Here is a 19,149-nt window from a genome sequence, read left to right as displayed (position 1 = left end):
TATGCCAGATTTGTTTAATGAAAACCCGGAAGCACCACAGCATTTAGACCTAAAAAATGCTTCCGTTACATATTATCCTGCACTTTTTAGCAAAGAAGAAAGTGATTTTTATTTTAGAGAGTTATATAGAGAAACTCCCTGGCAACAGGATAATATAACAATATTCGGCAAGACTTATCCTCAACCCAGACTTACCGCCCTTTATGCAAGCAATGGTTTGGCGTACTCCTATTCCGGTATAACCATGCATCCTCACAATTTTACACCAGCCATACAACAAATAAAAGAGCGAGTAGAAAAAATTGCTAATATAGAATTCACTACTTGCTTACTTAATCTGTATCGCAATGGGCAGGATAGCAATGGCTGGCATGCTGATGATGAGAAAGAATTAGGTATAAATCCTATAATAGCTTCTGTAAGTCTGGGTACAGAGCGGTTTTTTAAAATGCGCCAAAAGAATAAAGAAGGGGACGTTATAAAGCTTAAACTCGCACATGGGAGCCTTTTACTTATGCAGGCAGAAACACAGCACCACTGGCAGCACGAGCTGCCTAAAACCAGATTAGAAATAGGCCCAAGAATAAATCTTACCTTCAGAATTATTAAGTAGTATAAAAAAACCGGAAGTTCTTTTATGATAAAGCTAGGGGCTACCTAATCACAATTCAACTTCCGGCGTTAACTTAACCATGGTACCTCACCACAAGTACCAGAAAACTTCATAATAGAAATGCTATTATTAGGCTCTCACCAATTATTAATATGAAATCACATTAACGGCTGCAAATGTATGCACGCATAGTAAATTTATAGTTGTAAAAAATCAATTTAAAATTGTAAAAAATTCGTAACTTTCTAAGGATTAGCATTTCCTTAGCATTTTTACTCCTTTTTCTCTACCCACTATTATACAAAAGGAAAGAGCTATTATAATTTCATAAATGAATGCGTAATGGTACAGTTCAACCTAGAGGAAGTTTTCATTATAAAGATTTACACCCTTAAAGAATGGGTGAAAGATTTTGATGACAGAAATTATCTTGAAATTATTTTCATAGAGAAAGGAAAGGGTATGCATCGTATTAATAATGTAGATATAGCATACAAGGCTAAAGATATTTTTCTCATTGCTCCAGATGATAATCATTATTTCAATATAGAATCTGAAACTACTTTCTGTACTTTCTTATTTACCAATTCATTATTCTCAAGCAAAGTAAACTTGCCAGACAGGTCCTACTGGTTAAGACGTATAGATTTTATCCTGCAACATCCCAATTTAAAACCGGGAGACGTAATAAGAAACAATGTAGAACGAGATTTAATCTGGCAAATACACAGCTTGATTCACAAAGAGAATGAGCGTAAAGAGGAGTACTACAGACATATTATATCTAATATGATAAGTACCACATTAAGTATAATAGCACGAAATATAAATGAGGGTTATAAGCAATATGATCTCCCACAAAAAGACAAGCATCAACTTATAGATGATATCCTCGCCTACATACATAAATATGTTTATGAGTCACAACGTATGAAAATTTCTGCTCTTGCCAGTAACTTCAACATGACTAACAGTACTTTAAGCAACTACTTTAAAAAGCAAACAGGCAAGTCTCTGCATCATTACATATTACTACATAAACTAGATATGGTAAAATACCGTCTGGAACATACAGATTTTACTGTGTCTGAGATTGCTTATCAACTAGGGTTTACAGATGAAAGTCACCTAACAAGAATATTTAAAAAATATTTTGAGACCACCCCAAAAGGCTATAAAAACAGCCTGTAAAGGTCAAAAATCTGTCAAAATCAGCCAAAAATCTCGTTTAGTATCGAGGCAAGGCGTATTCCACCTTTTTCAAGCTGCTCTGTTATAATTTCAAAATTATCAGCTTGATATCTGTAGCTTAATTTTTCACCCACTTTCGCAGAAGCATAAACTGTATCTGCAAGTGCACGCCCTTCATTCACCCAGTCCATAACACTACCAGAAGAGATGGCTTTGTATTTATCTTTATCGCGCGCTCCATAATTATCTGCTAGTTCGCTATAAGACATCCCATAACTTTCAATCATCTTTGTATCCCATACCGAATGTAGATTAGTACCATCGTTAAACCAGCGTACCTGTATCTTGTTTCCGCCTTGATCTTCTGCTTTGCCTACGTGTAAAGGTTGATGCAGATCTCCCAGAAGATGAACTAAAAACTTCAGGTAAAAGATCTTGTCTTCTTTAGAACTTTCTTCAGATTTTAAAACCTTCTTACACTCTTCTATCGCCATGTATAGATCACCTGACGGATTTTTACTGTCTACTGCATAGGTTTTTCCCGGAGTAATATTGACATAATGCCACGGACTGTATTTTTTAAATTCTGAATAGCTTTTAATCTCATCTGCATAAGTAGAAACTGTAACGAGTGTCTCCTCGCCCAGCAAATCTTTTAAATGCTTTTTAGTTCTTCTGTTTAAATAATGCTCTGCTATTGCAGCAGTGGTGCGGTGGCCTTTCTGGCCCCAGTCATAAGAATAGGAGTTTGTAGAAATAAATAAAAAAATGAAAATAGGGAGTATATATCGCATTGTAAAATTTTTGTAACAAATCTAAAACATTCACTACCTATAGAGGTAATCCTGTTCTAAAATAATATTCAAATTTTTTTCAGGAAATAAATAAAGATTATCCCGGTTAAACCGGAAAAAACTTTAGCGATATGAAAAACCAGCCATATCGTATTTTTTATTAACTTAGTGATATCAATTTAATATCATTTCAAAATCAAATTAAAATGAGCCAAGAAAGAACTATCGTCCCCGCCAGCGGTTATGTAATGTTATTTGTATTGCTACTAGTATTTTTTAGCAGTATAGCATCTATATTTTACCTCAAATCAATATTACCCGCAATTGTCATTGTCATTACAATCATTTTGCTTTTTGGTCTGGTCATGGTAAATCCTAATGATTCTCGCGTATTACTTCTTTTTGGAAAATATCAGGGCACTATTAAGAAGAATGGCTTGTATTGGGTTAATCCACTTTTTACAAAAAGAAAAATCTCTCTTAGAGCCAGTAATTTTGACAGTGAGCGTTTAAAAGTGAACGATAAATTAGGTAATCCTATAATGATAAGCACGATTTTGGTCTGGCGCGTGATGGATACGCACAAAGCGGCTTTTGATGTTGATAACTACGAGAACTTTGTACGCGTACAAACTGATGCCGCAGTACGCAAATTAGCCAGTATGTATCCTTACGATAATTTTGCAGATGAAGGTCTTGATGAAGATATAACACTAAGATCAAGTGTAAATGAAGTAAGTGAAGCACTTGAGCAAGAACTTGAAGAGCGCCTTGCTATTGCTGGTATTGAGGTACTTGAAGCGCGTATAGGTTATTTGGCCTACGCACAGGAAATTGCAAGCGCGATGCTAAAACGCCAGCAGGCTACTGCCATAGTCGCTGCTCGCCACAAAATTGTAGAAGGTGCAGTTAGCATGGTAGAAATGGCACTGCATGAATTAAGTAAAAAAGAGATAATAGATCTGGATGAAGATCGCCGCGCGGCTATGGTGAGTAACCTTATGGTTATTCTGTGTAGTGATAAAGACGCTTCTCCTGTGGTTAATGCCGGGACTTTAAATCATTAATGGTTATGAAAGAGTATAAAGTAGAAAGTTTTAAGTTAAGCTTAAGTAAGAATGATGAGAAATTAGAGCTGTTTCTCAATAGATTTGCTAAAGATGGCTGGGTGTTTAAATTTATGGACGCCCATTACAAAGTCATTTTCGAAAGAGATAAAAACAGATAATATGAAAGTCTACAAAGAGGTACAGCGTTTTGATCAATGGTGGATTCGTGTTTTGCTACTTGCCGTAATAGCAGTTGCTATAAGTCCGTTGATTTTGCATTATGACACTTTAATAAACTCACGTTTTGAATTAATGTCTGTTATTATTAGTATTCTCATAATTCTCACTGTATTTCTTGCTTTTTGGTTTCTGTTTAAACTGGAGACACAAATTGATGAGAACGGGATCTCATATAGATTTTATCCATTTCAAAGAAGATTTAGGTTTAGTTCCTGGGCAGATATGCAACAGGTAACTATACGCACTTATAATCCTATTCTTGAATATGGCGGGTGGGGTTATCGCATTTCCTTACACAAAAAAAAGGCCTTGAATATTAAGGGTAAAATTGGCATTCAGATTGTATTTAAAAATGGTAAAGAACTCCTGCTGGGAACTCAAAATCCAGACGCAGTAAATGAAATGATTAATAAATACCACATAAAATGAAGTTGAACAGTTGTCTCTTTAATATATTTTTTATCTGCTTTATTGCTTGTGGCTTTGCACAGTCTGAAACTAAAGAACAAGAGATAAAAATAAATCCACTTATAAACGGAACTTTATTAACCACCGCCACAGATACCACAACTTTAGCTATAATAATTCCCGGCTCAGGGCCTACAGACCGCAACGGGAACCAGCGCATGATGCAAAATAACAGTCTAAAATTGCTCGCAGAAGGTCTTACTAAAAATGGTATTTCTACTTTTAGATATGACAAGCGCATTTTTGCATTAGTAGCACAAAATAATTTAAAAGAAGAAGAACTCGATTTCAAAGATTTTGTAAACGATGCTGTTGATGTAGCTAAATACTTCAAAGATAAGGGATACAAAAAGATAATTTTAGTGGGTCACAGTCAGGGCGCTTTAATTGCAATGCTTGCCGCGAAAGAAACCGATGTGGCAAAAGTTGTTTCTCTAAATGGAGCTGCAGAAAGTGTTGATGAACTTATAATTAAGCAACTCGAGCAACAAGCTCCGGCTCTAAAAGAAGATGCAGAAAGAGCCTTTGAAGACCTAAAAACCACCGGTAAAGCCGAAAAATTCAGTCCGGGATTATTTTCACTATTACGCCCATCAGTGCAGCCATTTATGCGTAGCTGGATGCTTTATGATCCTACAGAGATCATTAAGAGTCTTGAGATTCCCGTTCTTATAATTACAGGTTCAAAAGATCTACAGGTGCCGCCAGCTGATGGCGAAATTCTCTCTGCAGCAAAACCCGATGCTAAGTATGTAAATATTGAGAATATGAATCACATTCTTAAAGAAGTGAAAGGTGATGATGATATAGAAAACTCAAAGACATACAGTGAATCATACTTACCTGTAATGCCTGAAGCTATTACCGTAATTTCAGAATTCATTAAAGAATAAGAATGCCAAAAAAGAAAGCTTTTGCGCTACGCATAAACGAAGATATTCTTAAAGCCGTTGAAAAATGGGCAGCAGATGAGTTTAGGAGCACAAATGGCCAGATAGAATGGATCTTGAATGAATCGCTAAAAAAGCAAAAGCGATCAATGATCAAGAATAAAAATAGAGATACCAAAAGCGATTAACCACCACAATCGCAAATTTTAAAATTCATATTTTGCGGGAGATAAAATCTCTTCATGGAAAAACTCCCCGTATTTACAAACGATGCTATTGTCTTTGGACTATTAATGGTGGCTGTTGCTGCTGTTTTCTATACCTCTTCAGTTAAAAAGGGATTCTGGTTTAAATTTTACAAAGTAGTTCCTGCTTTGCTTATGTGTTATTTAATACCGGCAATTTTAAATACGGCCGGTCTAATAAGTGCAGAGACTTCTCAACTCTACTTTGTTGCAAGCCGCTACCTCCTTCCCGCCTCTCTGGTATTAATGACTTTAAGTATAGACCTTAAAGCTATAGTAAATCTGGGCCCAAAGGCTTTAATCATGTTTTTAACAGGAACTGTAGGTATTATAATTGGTGGTCCACTGGCTATTTTACTTATTTCATTCGTTGCTCCAGATGTAGTAGGCGGTGCCGGGCCTGATGCTATCTGGCGCGGACTAGCAACTCTTGCGGGTAGCTGGATAGGCGGTGGCGCAAACCAAGCAGCAATGCTAGAGATATTTAAATTTAATCCTGCAAAATACGGCGGGATGGTATTTGTAGATATAGTTGTTGCAAATTTATGGATGGCAATAATCCTCATGGGAATTGGTAAAACAGACCGTATAGACCGCTGGTTAAAAGCAGATGCCACAGCAATCACAGACTTAAAAGAAAGAGTTTCGGCTTATGCGGCTTCAGTAACACGTAATCCCACTTTGACTGATTTTATGGTTATGCTTGGTCTGGCTTTTGGCGCTGTAGGATTTGCTCATTGGGGTTCAGAAAAAATATCGGCATTTTTAATAAGTAATTTTGCCGTTTTTAGTGATAAAAGTTCCGCTTTTTCATCATTTACGTCTACTTTTTTCTGGATGATCACAATAGCCACTGCCATTGGTATTATCATCTCTTTCACTCCTGCAAAAAAATATGAAGGTGCCGGCGCCAGTAAAATTGGCAGTATTTTCATTTACATTCTCGTGGCGACTATAGGCATGAAGATGGATCTAACCATGATATTCGATAATCCCGGTCTGTTGGCAATTGGCCTTGTCTGGATGGCAATACATGCCGGTCTTCTTATACTAGTAGCAAAATTAATTAAAGCACCGTATTTCTTCCTTGCAGTAGGTAGTCAGGCAAATGTAGGCGGCGCAGCATCTGCACCTGTAGTGGCTGCAGCCTTTCATCCTTCACTCGCTACAGTAGGCGTGCTTCTGGCTGTTCTGGGTTATGTGGTAGGTACCTGGGGTGCTTATGGTTGCGTGCTTTTAATGCAAATTGCTTCGGCGAGTTAGTATATCAATCAAAATTTAGGCATATTTGTAGCCCATAATTTAAAAGTAATGATCAAAAAAATTCTCCTTTTTTCTTTTATAAGCCTCATCCTGGTAAGCTGTAATAATGATAATGACTTTGTGCTTAACGGTAAAGTTAATGGCCTTAAAAAAGGAACACTTTATCTGCAACGTATAGAAGATACAACACTTGTTAACCTTGATAGTGTGGTGGTTGATGGAGATTCGGAATTTACGCTTGAAGCGAAAATTAAAGAACCACAGATAGTTTATTTGAACCTTGAGAAAATTGACGATTCAGATTATGATGACCGCATCATTATTTTTGCTGAACCTGGTGAGATGACACTCACGACTTCTTTAAAGAATTTTGAAAGTCAGGCAGCTATAACAGGCTCCAGAAATCAATTAAAGCTTGATGAGTATAAGAAAATGGCAATGCGCTTTAACAGTGCAAACCTTGATCTGATAAAAAAGAGTTTTGACGCGCGTAAAAATGAAATGGAAGATTCTATTATTGCGTACGACAAGCAATTGCAAAACCTAACACGCAGAAAATATCTGTACACGGTAAATTATGCAATGAATAATAAAGATCTTGAGATCGCGCCTTATCTGGCAGTTTCAGAAATATTTGATGCTAATGTGAAATACCTTGATACTATTTACTCTTCTTTAACGCCTCAGGTGCGTAAATCAAAATATGGTAAAACATTAAAGGAGTTTATTGAAGAGCGTAAAAACACAGATCAACAAACTCCTATACAATCTTCTGAAGTAATAGAAGAAGAAAAAGAATAATGAGCTTAAAGCGCATTTATTCTATCAATAAGCGCGCGGCCTTTTTCTTCTAGTTCAACGCGAACGCTTTTTAAATTTGCTTTGCGATCTTCAACGCTCTTATCGTTTACTTTCGCTATAAGCGTATCAAAAGTTGCAATTGCGTCATCAATGATCGCTTCTGCTTCTGTTTGATCTTCTGTAGGATTTATTGCTTGCCAGATGTAAACAGCGTCAATAATATCTCCTAATACATAATTGATATCTTTTTTAAGATCTCGTATACTTGCCATACTTTAAATTTTCGGCAAAAATACGGCTATTTTATGTCTTTAAAGGTATACTTCGAGAAATTCACAAGCTTCTGCAGAAACTTCCACATCTTCTGATTTTGCAGGTATTAACAGCGTTTTTCCTGCTTCTAGGGCGGTTTTTTCACCATTAAATGCATATTCCAGCTTGCCAGAAACAACGATCAGGATTGTAAAAGATTCTTTCCTATTAATAGAATAACTTTGATTCTCTAACTTTTGCCAGTCTGTTTTAAAGTAAGTATGGTGCTTTAACGTCTGGGGTTTGTTAGGCTCTTTGTCATATTCTAACTTAAAATCCTGAGTGGGATTAAAATCCAGAACTTCCAGCGATTCTTCTACATGAAGGTCTCTTAAATTGCCGTGGTCATCTTTGCGGTTATAATCATAAACGCGATAAGTAACATCTGAGGTTTGCTGTATTTCGGCTAAAAGTACTCCGCCACCTATTGCATGTATTCTGCCCGCATTAATAAAAAATGAATCACCGGGTTTTACCACGTGTGTATCCATCGCATCTACTACAGTAAGATTTTCAATATCCTTACTAAAAGATTCTTTAGTAACTCCTTCTTTAAACCCTACAGTTAATTCTGCGCCTTTATCTGCCTGCATAATATACCACATCTCTGTTTTACCAACACCTGTGGGCGAAGTTTCATCAGATGGATGTACTTGAATTGACAAGTCACTTGCCGCATCTATAAACTTGATAAGTAACGGAAATTGTTGACCAAAACGCTCATAGACAGTTTTACCCAATAAACCTTCAGGATCTACAGCTATCGCTTCTTTTAATGTTAAACCTTTAAGTTCGCCATTGTTTACAATGCTCTGCCCTTCAGTAAGATCTGCGATCTCCCAGCTTTCACCCATTTTGGCATTAGCATCATTTCCTTTTTTGAAAAGATTATATAGTTTTTGCCCTCCCCAGATCTTTTCTTTTAAGACCGGTGTAAATGTAAGCGGATAATGATTACTTGTCATTAGTTAGATTTTTTACGGCTGCGAGAGCCTTTGTAATATGAGATTGAGCTTTCATGCTATTATAGCGCATGACCAGCTTTCTTTGTTTATCAAATATAAAAGTTTCTCTGCCGGGAATAAGACCTAATAATTCAGATTTTACACCAAACTGCTTTCTTACTCTACCATCAGGATCTGAAAGCATTGTAAATGGTAAATCGTATTTTGTAGTAAATCTTGAATGTGAACTTTCGCTGTCATTACTTATACCTATAACCTCTGCTCCCAATTCTTTAAATCCTGAATAATTATCGCGAAAGCTGCAGGCTTCTTTTGTGCAGCCGGGTGTGAAATTTTTAGGATAGAAATAAATGACTAGAATTTTTTCACTTTTTACTGAAGCTAAATTGAAAGCGTTACCTTCCTGATCCTTAAGTACAAAATCTGGAATTTTATCTCCTTCTTTTATCATGCTCCTGTATAGGTTACAAAATTGCGCGGTGTCTCATAGAGTGTTATCTCTAAGTCAAATTTACTATCAAGTTTCGCCTTGAGCTTGTTGTAAATAACGACACAGATATTTTCTACCGTAGGATTGAGTGTTTTAAATTCTGGCACATCAAGATTGAGATTTTTATGATCAAAAGGATCTTCAACTTCAGACTTGATAAGATCTTTTACAATTTTGAGATCGATAACATAGCCTGTTTCAGGATCTATTTCTCCTGTTACTCCTACGGTAAGCTCATAGTTGTGACCATGATAATTGGGATGGCTGCATTTACCAAAAATTTCCATATTCTTGGCATCGCTCCAGTCTGCTTTAAAAAGTCTGTGGGCAGCATTAAAATGTGCCTTGCGCTTAACGGTTACTCTCATACAGCAATATGATTGTAAAATTGATCAAAAATGATCTTAAACCATTCTGTATATATATCGGGATTGGTCTGCATATCTTCTTTTACATCTTCTAGTTTCATCCACTTCCACTCTGCAACTTCTGCCGGATTTATGTCTGGAACTGCATTAAATTCTCCCAGCAAAATATAGTCATACTCATGCTCTGTAAGACCATTATCAAAGGGTGCTTTATAGATAAATGACATAGCCTCCCGCAAGGGAACACTAAAACCCATTTCTTCTTGTAAACGTCGCACGCCGGCTTCTATATTGGTTTCACCATCACGTTGATGACTACAGCACGTATTTGTCCACAGACCGGGAGAATGGTATTTATTAAGAGCTCTGCGTTGTAGCATAAGCTCATTGTCATCATTAAAAACAAAAACTGAAAATGCACGATGTAGGAGCGCTTTTTCATGAGCTTCCATTTTTGGCATTAGTCCTACTTTATTATCATTTTCATCTACTAGAATAACCAGTTCTTCTGTCATAGCTTTTTATAGGGAATCAGGGACCTCGAAAAATATGAAGGTAAATCTTAATTAATTAATACGAGGCAGACCTCGGGGGTTCTAAAATTTTCACTTTGCGGTAAAGTTACAAAATACGACTATCCTGAACCAAAAAAGAAAGCCTCCCAAAACTGGAAGGCTTCATTATTATTTAACGAAAATAAAAAATCCCTTTTACAGCAACAAAAGCTGGTTTTTTATCCCAAAAAACAGATTTATTTTAAAGCGATTTTTAAACATTAAAGAGCGATTTTTAGCTCATTTTAACCAGTTTTTGAATTAGAAGAAACGCGGTGTTAACATTCTGTCGTAGCGTTTAAAAAGCTCAAATCTTATGAAAGCCTCATAGGAACCGTTGTTATAGGTGGCATTTCCTAAATCTGTTGCTTCTCTATCATAAGCAAAACCTACAAGCAGACCGTCTGATACCTGGAAACCTACTAAACCGCTTAAAGCTGCGCTCCATCTGTAAGCTGCACCTATAGTAAACTTATCATAGAACATGAAGTTTGCACTTACATCTACTTGTAAAGGAGCTCCTACAACCGCTTTAACCATGGTGCTAGGTTTAAATTTTACATTATAGCTTAGAGGAAAAACATAACCTACCAACGCATAATAATGTATTAATTCTTCCTGAACAAATGTTGATGCGCTCTTAGAGCCACTGCGATCAAAGTGATCAGTCTGCAGTAAATTAGGAGCAGATAATCCTGCGTAGAAATTGTCATCATGGTAAAATAAACCAACCCCCACATTAGGAGATAATTTATTGTCTATGTTTTGCAGATCAGGGTCACCTTCATTATAAGGATTAGTGCGCGTAAAATCGACATCTAATAAATTTATAGCTCCCTTTAAACCGAAACTCAGAAAACCCGTAGGTCCTGTTTCTATTGTATAACTAAAATCTGCATTGAAATAGGTTTCCCTGGCAGGACCCAAAGCGTCATTCACAATACTAAACCCCATACCCATATTACTAATTCCTATTGGGCTGTGTACCGAAAGATTTTGAGTTGTAGGAGCTCCGTCAAGACCCACCCACTGACTTCTGTGAAGTAACATTATACTGGTCACACCACGGTTACCTGCGTACGCCGGGTTTATAACCAATGGGTTATACATATATTGAGTATACTGTGGGTCCTGTTGTGCAAATCCTACAGAACCCATTAGCAGTAAAGTGACTAATAATAAAAGTATGCTATATTTTCTTTTCATAGTAAATATACTTCTGTGCTTACCCATCATTAATTAATGTAAAGGAAGCCTGCCAATTTTCTAATTTCTCCTTCGCTGGTTTCATAATTAACTACATAGTAATAGGTACCTGTAGGTAATCTTTCTCCTCTGCGTATGGTTGCTCTTCCGTCAGAATATCCTCTAAAGACGTTATCGGTCATTGGGTTATAACCTTTAGCCTTGTACACTTGTACTCCCCATCTGTTAAATATTTCAACAGTATTATTAGGGAAATTCTCGATATTCTGAATCATGAATATATCGTTCATCCCATCACCGTTAGGCGTCATAACGTTGTGAATAATTATATCTTCTATTGGTAACACACCCTGAAATTCTACAATTGTAGGATCGTCTGGTTCACCGTCACCATTTGCATCATAATCTGTAGAATCATTAGGATCATCAGATAGATCTTCAAATAAAGCGCCTGCCAGATTAGTGCCACTAACGGTAGCTTGATTAATTACAGAACCTTCTTCAATATCACTTTCTGTGATTGTATAAATGGCTGTAAATGTTATAGAATCTTCAGCTCCGCCCTCAAGATCTATTGGGCCGCCTTCCACTTCTATTATAGGATCCTCAATGATTATGTCATAAATAGTTACTTGACTATTATTGATTACTCTAAAGGAATAGGTTATGGTTTCTCCTACTTCCGGAATGCCATCACCATCTTCATCATTAAGTACTGCGCTTTTTTCAAGACTTAGAGAAACAAGTTGTGGTAAAACAGTTACCGTTGGGTCATCCTCTAAATTGCTGTTGTCATCCGAAGTGTCGGTTACAGGTTTTCCAGCAGGATCTGTACCTGTAGCAATAGCCGTGTTGGTGATCTGGCCCTGGTCGATATCTGTCTGAGTGATGGTATAGCTCGCCGTAGCTGTTCCTGTTTCCCCTGGTAATAAGGTAGCCGGAGTGATCGCAAGATCACTGATACCGATCAAAGTATCTTCGATCGTTACTCCACTGATGGTCACATCTCCCGTGTTGGTCACCCTAAAGCTGTAGCTGATCGTCTCCCCTGCCTGTGCATAACCGTCTCCGCTCTCATCCGTGAAGGTGCCTGTCTTGATCAGTCCGATAGTGCCTGCTCCGGGTAAGGTAGTGACCGTGGGGTCATCCTCTAAATTGCTGTTGTCATCCGAAGTGTCTGTTACAGGTTGTCCAGCAGGGTCTGTACCTGTAGCAATAGCCGTGTTGGTGATCTGGCCCTGGTCGATATCTGTCTGGGTGATGGTGTAGCTCGCCGTGGCTGTACCCGATTCTCCAGGTAATAAAGTAGCCGGAGTGATCGCAAGGTCGCTGATGCCGATCAAAGCATCTTCGATCGTTACTCCGCTGATGGTCACATCGCCTGTGTTGGTCACACTAAAGCTGTAGCTGATCGTCTCACCCACCTGCGCATAACCGTCTCCGCTCTCGTCCGTGAAGGTGCCTGTCTTGATAAGACCGATAGCACCTGCTCCGGGTAGATTCGTTACCGTGGGGTCATCCTCTAAATTGCTGTTGTCATCCGAAGTGTCTGTTACCGTACCGCCCTGGGGGTCTGTTCCACTGGCCAATGCCGTGTTGGTGATCTGACCCTGGTCGATATCTGTCTGGGTGATGGTGTAGCTCGCCGTGGCTGTACCAGTCTCGCCAGGTAATAAGGTAGCCGGAGTGATCGCAAGGGCACCGATACCGATCAAAGTATCTTCGATTGTTACTCCACTGATGCTCACATCTCCGGTATTGGTCACACTAAAGCTGTAGCTGATCGTCTCACCCACCTGCGCATAACCGTCACCGCTCTCATCCGTGAATACTCCCGTCTTGATAAGACCAATAGCACCTGCTCCGGGTAGGTTCGTTACCGTGGGATCATCCTCTAAATTGCTATTATTATCTGAAGTGTCTGTTACCGTACCGCCCTGGGGGTCTGTCCCGCTGGCCAGGGCCGTGTTGGTGATCTGACCCTGGTCGATATCTGTCTGGGTGATGGTGTAGCTCGCCGTGGCTGTACCAGTCTCGCCAGGTAATAAGGTAGCCGGAGTGATCGCAAGGGCACTGATACCGATCAAAGTATCTTCGATCGTTACTCCGCTGATGGTCACATCTCCCGTGTTGGTCACACTAAAGCTGTAGCTGATCGTCTCACCCACCTGCGCATAACCGTCACCGCTCTCGTCCGTGAATACTCCCATCTTGATAAGACCGATAGCACCTGCTCCGGGTAGGTTCGTTACCGTGGGGTCATCCTCTAAATTGCTGTTGTCATCCGAAGTGTCTGTTACCGTACCGCCCTGTGGGTCTGTCCCGCTGGCCAGTGCCGTATTAGTGATCTGACCGTGGTCGATATCTGTCTGGGTGATGGTGTAGCTCGCCGTGGCTGTGCCAGTCTCGCCAGGTAATAAGGTAGCCGGAGTGATCGTAAGGGCACTGATACCGATCAAAGCATCTTCGATCGTTACTCCGCTGATAGTCACATCTCCCGTGTTGGTCACACTAAAGCTGTAGCTGATCGTCTCACCCACCTGCGCATAACCGTCACCGCTCTCGTCCGTGAAGGTGCCTGTCTTGATCAGACCGATAGTGCCTGCTCCGGGTAAGGTAGTGACCGTTGGATCGTCCTCTAAATTGCTGTTGTCATCCGAAGTGTCGGTTACAGGTTGTCCAGCAGGGTCTGTACCTGTAGCAATAGCCGTGTTGGTGATCTGTCCCTGGTCGATATCTGTCTGGGTGATGGTATAAGTCGCTGTGGCTGTACCCGATTCGCCAGGTAATAAAGTAGCCGGAGTGATCGCAAGGTCGCTGATACCGATCAAAGCATCTTCGATCGTTACTCCGCTGATAGTCACATCTCCCGTGTTGGTCACACTAAAGCTGTAGCTGATCGTCTCACCCACCTGCGCATAACCGTCACCGCTCTCATCCGTGAAGGTGCCCGTCTTGATAAGACCAATAGCACCTGCCCCGGGTAGGTTCGTTACCGTGGGGTCATCCTCTAAATTGCTGTTGTCATCCGAAGTGTCTGTTACCGTACCGCCCTGGGGGTCTGTTCCGCTGGCCAGTGCCGTGTTGGTGATCTGACCCTGGTCGATATCTGTCTGGGTGATGGTATAGCTCGCTGTGGCTGTGCCCGTCTCGCCAGGTAATAAGGTAGCCGGAGTGATCGTAAGGGCACTGATACCGATCAAAGCATCTTCGATCGTTACTCCGCTGATGCTCACATCGCCTGTGTTGGTCACACTAAAGCTGTAGCTGATCGTCTCACCCACCTGCGCATAACCGTCACCGCTCTCGTCCGTGAAGGTGCCTGTCTTGATCAGACCGATAGTGCCTGCTCCGGGTAAGGTAGTGACCGTTGGATCGTCCTCTAAATTGCTGTTGTCATCCGAAGTGTCGGTTACAGGTTGTCCAGCAGGGTCTGTACCTGTAGCAATAGCCGTGTTGGTGATCTGTCCCTGGTCGATATCTGTCTGGGTGATGGTATAAGTCGCTGTGGCTGTACCCGATTCGCCAGGTAATAAAGTAGCCGGAGTGATCGCAAGGTCGCTGATACCGATCAAAGCATCTTCGATCGTTACTCCGCTGATAGTCACATCTCCCGTGTTGGTCACACTAAAGCTGTAGCTGATCGTCTCACCCACCTGCGCATAACCGTCACCGCTCTCATCCGTGAAGGTGCCCGTCTTGATAAGACCAATAGCACCTGCCCCGGGTAGGTTCGTTACCGTGGGGTCATCCTCTAAATTGCTGTTGTCATCCGAAGTGTCTGTTACCGTACCGCCCTGGGGGTCTGTTCCGCTGGCCAGTGCCGTGTTGGTGATCTGACCCTGGTCGATATCTGTCTGGGTGATGGTATAGCTCGCTGTGGCTGTGCCCGTCTCGCCAGGTAATAAAGTAGCCGGAGTGATCGCAAGGGCACTGATGCCGATCAAAGCATCTTCGATCTTTACTCCGCTGATGGTCACATCTCCCGTGTTGGTCACACTAAAGCTGTAGCTGATCGTCTCACCCACCTGCGCATAACCGTCACCGCTCTCATCCGCGAATACTCCCGTCTTGATAAGACCGATTTGAGAATTAGATATAATAATATTAACTACCGCTGTATCAGAATCTCCATTAGCATCTTCAATTTTGTATGTTATAGAATCAACTCCATCATAATCCGCATTGGGAGTATATATAAGAGTATCGTCAGTAGGATCTGTTGGTGTATCATTATCATCCACACTCGCTGTGCCATGTTCCGGGCCAACTGTGATCGTGATAGGGCTACTGCCAGCGCCGTCGCCACCAAAATCATCATTGCTGGTTACTGCAGGAGTTAAAATATTTGAATTACTATTCTCTAATAATGTGTAATTATCATCATTAGCAATTGGCAAATCTGAATCATCAGGAGTTACTGTGATAATCACTTCTGCACTATCGCTGTCACCATTGCTATCGGTGATCTCATAAGTAATGCTATCTGTTCCGTTGTAATTAGCTTCAGGCGTGTATATGATCGTATCGTCGGTTGGATCTGAGGGTGTACCATTATCATCCACACTCGCTGTACCATGTTCAGGTTCAACTGTGATCGTGATCGCTCTACTGCCAGCACCGTCTCCGCCAAAATTATCATTATTGGTTACTGCAGGAGTTAAAGTTGTAGCTCCGCTGTCTTCTCCTACCGTATAAACATCATCAGTAGCTACAGGGACATCAGCATCCGAAGCATCAGGGGTTACAGTAATGCTTACTACTGCTGTATCACTGTCACCATTGCTGTCTGTGATCTCATAAGTAATGCTATCTGTTCCGTTGTAATTAGATTCAGGCGTGTAAATGATCGTATCGTCTGTTGGATCTGTGGGTGTACCATTATCATCCACACTCGCTGTACCATGTTCAGGTTCAACTGTGATCGTGATTGCTGTACTGCCAGCACCGTCGCCACCAAAATCATCATTGCCGGTTACTGCAGGTGTAAGTGTCGTTGCTCCGCTGTCTTCTCCTGCCGTATAAGCATCATCAGTAGCTACAGGGACATCAGCATCCGAAGCATCAGGAGTTACTGTAATCGTTACTTCTGCTGTATTACTGTCACCATTGCTGTCTGTGATCTCATAAGTAATGCTATCTGTTCCGTTGTAATTAGATTCAGGTGTGTATATGATTGTATCATCTGTTGGATCTGTTGGTGTACCATTATCATCCACACTCGCCGTGCCATGTTCCGGTCCAACGGTGATCGTGATGGGGCTACTGCCAGCACCGTCTCCGCCAAAATCATCATTACCGGTTACTGCAGGAGTTAAAGTTGTCGCTCCGCTGTCTTCTCCTACCGTATAAGCATCATCAGTAGCTACAGGTACATCAGCATCGGAAGCATCAGGGGTTACTGTAATCGTTACGTCTGCGGTATCGCTGTCGCCATTGCTGTCTGTGATCTCATAAGTAATGCTATCTGTTCCGTTGTAATTAGCTTCAGGCGTGTAAATGATCGTATCGTCGGTTGGATCTGTGGGTGTACCATTATCATCCACACTCGCCGTGCCATGTTCAGGTTCAACCGTGATCGTGATCGCTGTACTGCCTGCTCCGTCGCCACCAAAATCATCATTATTGGTTACTGCAGGAGTTAAAGTTGTAGCTCCGCTGTCTTCTCCAACTGTATAAGCATCATCAGTAGCTAAAGGTACATCTGCATCGGAAGCATCAGGAGTTACTGTAATCGTTACTTCTGCTGTATCACTGTCATCATTGCTGTCCGTGATCTCATAAGTAATGCTATCTGTTCCGTTGTAATTAGCTTCAGGCGTGTAAATGATCGTATCGTCTGTTGGATCTGTGGGTGTACCATTATCATCCACACTCGCCGTGCCATGTTCCGGGCCAACGGTGATCGTGATCGCTGTACTGCCAGCACCGTCGCCACCAAAATTATCATTGCCGGTTACTGCAGGAGTAAACGTCGTTGCTCCGCTGTCTTCTCCAACTGTATAAGCATCATCAGTAGCTACAGGGACATCAGCATCGGAAGCATCAGGGGTTACTGTAATCGTTACATCTGCACTATCACTGTCACCATTGCTGTCCGTGATCTCATAAATAATACTATCTGTTCCGTTGTAATTAGCTTCAGGCGTGTAAATGATCGTATCGTCTGTTGGATCTGTGGGTGTACCATTATCATCCACACTCGCTGTACCATGTTCAGGTTCAACTGTGATCGTGATTGCTGTACTGCCAGCACCGTCGCCACCAAAATCATCATTGCCGGTTACTGCAGGTGTAAGTGTCGTTGCTCCGCTGTCTTCTCCTGCCGTATAAACATCATCGCTAGCCACAGGGATCTGATTAATAGTTTTAATTGTAAAAACTTCAGAAAAAATACACCCGTTATCATCAGTAGCGGTAAAGTTATAATCACCTGTATCCAGATTTGAATATGTGTTTGTAGATGAATCAAATGTAGCAGAAGGACTTATTGTATATGTATAATTTCCGGTACCACCGGTAATTGTAAAAATTGCTTCTCCATCATTAGCTTCAAAACCGTTTTCATCTGAAATATCAAAAGAGACACTTATTACTTCTGGTTCATTAATAGTCACTTCAGAATTAACCTCGCACCCATGTGCATCTGTTACTAATACTGAATAATTTCCAGCAATGAGGCCATTTATGTCTTCTGTAGTTTCGCCATTACTCCATACATAAGCATATGGCGCTGTTCCTCCTGAAACACTTAAATTTATAGAACCGTCTGAACCTCCAAAACAATTTACATCTTCTTTTGAAGTACCAGCAGTCAATACCTCAGCTGGTTCGGCTACTGTTACATTTTTTATTAATGAGCAACCATTTGCATCTGTTATAGTAATTTCATAATTACCTGCTTCAAGAGCATCAATATCTTCTGTAATTTCACCATTATTCCATGAGTAGGTGTACGGTGAAGAACCGCCCTGAATTGTAAGATCAATTGCACCATCATTACCTCCTTTACACAATACATCAGTAACATTTAATGTAGCCGAAAGTGCATCAGGCTCAGATATCGTAGTACTTTCTATTATTTGACAGCCATTTGCATCAGTTATAGTAACGGTATAACCATTTGCTGCTAAATCGCTAATATCTTCGGTGGTTTCACCATTATTCCATTCATATGTATATGGGGCTGTACCGCCTTCTACAGTTAAATCTATTGCCCCTGTAGAACTGCTATTACATAAAATATTATTTACTTTAAAGGAAGAAGATAATGCCTTAGCTGGTTCATTTATTTTTGTATTCCCTTCAACTGTGCAGCCTGCGGCATCTGTGACAGTGACAAAATATTCTCCGGCTTCAATATTTGCGAGATCTTCAGTAGTCGCACCATTTGTCCATGCGTAGGTATAAGGTGTTCGCCCGCCATTTACAACAAGGTCAATATTTCCTGAAGCTTCACCATAACACGCCACATCTGTAACTACGAAAGTCACAGCAAGATTCGTTTTTACCGTTATAGTGGCAATATCTGCATCATCCTCAACAGGAGTTTGTGCGTAACCATCAAGTGTAAAAGCACCTGAAATAACTACAAACAGAATAAAAGAGAAGTAAGCCGAAGTTCTCCTTAGGTCCTGTTTTATTTGATTTAAAAGAAGTAAAATTATTTTCATCTACTTTTTATTTTCAGAGCTGTTATA

17 protein-coding genes are annotated in these 19,149 nt (G+C 40.6%); 9 read left to right on the top strand and 8 right to left on the bottom strand.

What is annotated here, in order from left to right; all coding sequences use genetic code 11:
* Nucleotide 1 precedes the first annotated feature (1 nt).
* Nucleotides 2–613: an alpha-ketoglutarate-dependent dioxygenase AlkB family protein gene (locus tag ACH3PA_RS12415; RefSeq protein WP_416443746.1), complete on the top strand. Its 612-nt coding sequence runs from the start codon at nt 2–4 to the stop codon at nt 611–613.
* 342 nt (nt 614–955) lie between these two features.
* Nucleotides 956–1,804 (top strand): helix-turn-helix domain-containing protein, encoded by an 849-nt coding sequence (locus ACH3PA_RS12410; RefSeq protein WP_416443748.1) that lies wholly within the window; start codon nt 956–958, stop codon nt 1,802–1,804.
* Nucleotides 1,805–1,824: 20 nt separating this feature from the next.
* Here ACH3PA_RS12410 and ACH3PA_RS12405 read toward each other — a convergent pair whose 3' ends face one another.
* Nucleotides 1,825–2,598 (bottom strand): S1/P1 nuclease, encoded by a 774-nt coding sequence (locus tag ACH3PA_RS12405; RefSeq protein ID WP_416443750.1) that lies wholly within the window; start codon nt 2,596–2,598, stop codon nt 1,825–1,827.
* A gap of 206 nt (nt 2,599–2,804) precedes the next feature.
* On the opposite strand from ACH3PA_RS12405, the gene ACH3PA_RS12400 reads away from it, so the two are divergent.
* The 7 genes from ACH3PA_RS12400 to ACH3PA_RS12370 are packed head-to-tail and all read left to right on the top strand — an operon-like array spanning nt 2,805 to nt 7,554.
* On the top strand, nt 2,805–3,665 hold the full coding sequence (locus tag ACH3PA_RS12400; RefSeq protein ID WP_416443752.1) for an SPFH domain-containing protein: 861 nt from the start codon (nt 2,805–2,807) through the stop codon (nt 3,663–3,665).
* A 5-nt stretch (nt 3,666–3,670) separates the two neighbouring features.
* Complete coding sequence (locus ACH3PA_RS12395; RefSeq protein WP_416443754.1) at nt 3,671–3,826, top strand: hypothetical protein; 156 nt, start codon at nt 3,671–3,673, stop codon at nt 3,824–3,826.
* A gap of 1 nt (nt 3,827) precedes the next feature.
* Nucleotides 3,828–4,316, top strand: a complete 489-nt coding sequence (locus ACH3PA_RS12390) for a hypothetical protein (protein WP_416443756.1) — start codon at nt 3,828–3,830, stop codon at nt 4,314–4,316.
* Nucleotides 4,313–5,248 (top strand): alpha/beta hydrolase, encoded by a 936-nt coding sequence (locus tag ACH3PA_RS12385; RefSeq protein ID WP_416443758.1) that lies wholly within the window; start codon nt 4,313–4,315, stop codon nt 5,246–5,248. The genes ACH3PA_RS12390 and ACH3PA_RS12385 overlap by 4 nt, the downstream gene beginning before the upstream one ends.
* A gap of 2 nt (nt 5,249–5,250) precedes the next feature.
* Nucleotides 5,251–5,433, top strand: a complete 183-nt coding sequence (locus ACH3PA_RS12380; RefSeq protein ID WP_416443760.1) for an Arc family DNA-binding protein — start codon at nt 5,251–5,253, stop codon at nt 5,431–5,433.
* A 54-nt stretch (nt 5,434–5,487) separates the two neighbouring features.
* Nucleotides 5,488–6,753, top strand: a complete 1,266-nt coding sequence (locus ACH3PA_RS12375) for a DUF819 domain-containing protein (RefSeq protein WP_416443762.1) — start codon at nt 5,488–5,490, stop codon at nt 6,751–6,753.
* A 48-nt stretch (nt 6,754–6,801) separates the two neighbouring features.
* Entirely contained in the window at nt 6,802–7,554 is a 753-nt protein-coding gene (locus tag ACH3PA_RS12370; RefSeq protein ID WP_416443764.1) for a DUF4369 domain-containing protein, read from the top strand.
* A gap of 5 nt (nt 7,555–7,559) precedes the next feature.
* On the opposite strand, the gene ACH3PA_RS12365 is transcribed toward ACH3PA_RS12370, so the two are convergent.
* From ACH3PA_RS12365 to ACH3PA_RS12335, 7 genes are all read right to left on the bottom strand, one after another.
* A complete protein-coding gene (locus tag ACH3PA_RS12365; RefSeq protein WP_416443766.1) occupies nt 7,560–7,826 on the bottom strand; it encodes a hypothetical protein in 267 nt (88 codons plus the stop codon).
* A gap of 39 nt (nt 7,827–7,865) precedes the next feature.
* The gene (locus tag ACH3PA_RS12360) at nt 7,866–8,831 is read right to left on the bottom strand and encodes a type I phosphomannose isomerase catalytic subunit (protein ID WP_416443767.1); all 966 of its coding nucleotides are present in this window, start codon (nt 8,829–8,831) and stop codon (nt 7,866–7,868) included.
* A complete protein-coding gene (locus ACH3PA_RS12355; RefSeq protein ID WP_416443769.1) occupies nt 8,821–9,282 on the bottom strand; it encodes a peroxiredoxin in 462 nt (153 codons plus the stop codon). Before ACH3PA_RS12355 ends, ACH3PA_RS12360 begins: the two co-directional genes overlap by 11 nt.
* On the bottom strand, nt 9,279–9,689 hold the full coding sequence (locus ACH3PA_RS12350) for a 6-pyruvoyl trahydropterin synthase family protein (protein ID WP_416443771.1): 411 nt from the start codon (nt 9,687–9,689) through the stop codon (nt 9,279–9,281). The genes ACH3PA_RS12355 and ACH3PA_RS12350 overlap by 4 nt, the downstream gene beginning before the upstream one ends.
* Nucleotides 9,686–10,204 (bottom strand): isopentenyl-diphosphate Delta-isomerase, encoded by a 519-nt coding sequence (gene idi / locus ACH3PA_RS12345; RefSeq protein WP_416443773.1) that lies wholly within the window; start codon nt 10,202–10,204, stop codon nt 9,686–9,688. The genes ACH3PA_RS12350 and idi overlap by 4 nt, the downstream gene beginning before the upstream one ends.
* Before the next feature lie 300 nt (nt 10,205–10,504).
* A complete protein-coding gene (locus tag ACH3PA_RS12340) occupies nt 10,505–11,449 on the bottom strand; it encodes a type IX secretion system membrane protein PorP/SprF (RefSeq protein ID WP_416448209.1) in 945 nt (314 codons plus the stop codon).
* A gap of 29 nt (nt 11,450–11,478) precedes the next feature.
* Nucleotides 11,479–19,122 carry an Ig-like domain-containing protein gene (locus tag ACH3PA_RS12335; RefSeq protein WP_416448208.1) on the bottom strand — a complete coding sequence of 2,548 codons (7,644 nt, stop codon included), beginning with the start codon at nt 19,120–19,122 and terminating at the stop codon, nt 11,479–11,481.
* Nucleotides 19,123–19,149 lie beyond the last annotated feature (27 nt).

Source organism: Leeuwenhoekiella sp. A2 (genome assembly GCF_047946655.1).
GTDB lineage: Bacteria > Bacteroidota > Bacteroidia > Flavobacteriales > Flavobacteriaceae > Leeuwenhoekiella.
Note: the sequence above shows the minus strand (reverse complement) of the source record. Positions and strands in the feature narration are given on the sequence as shown.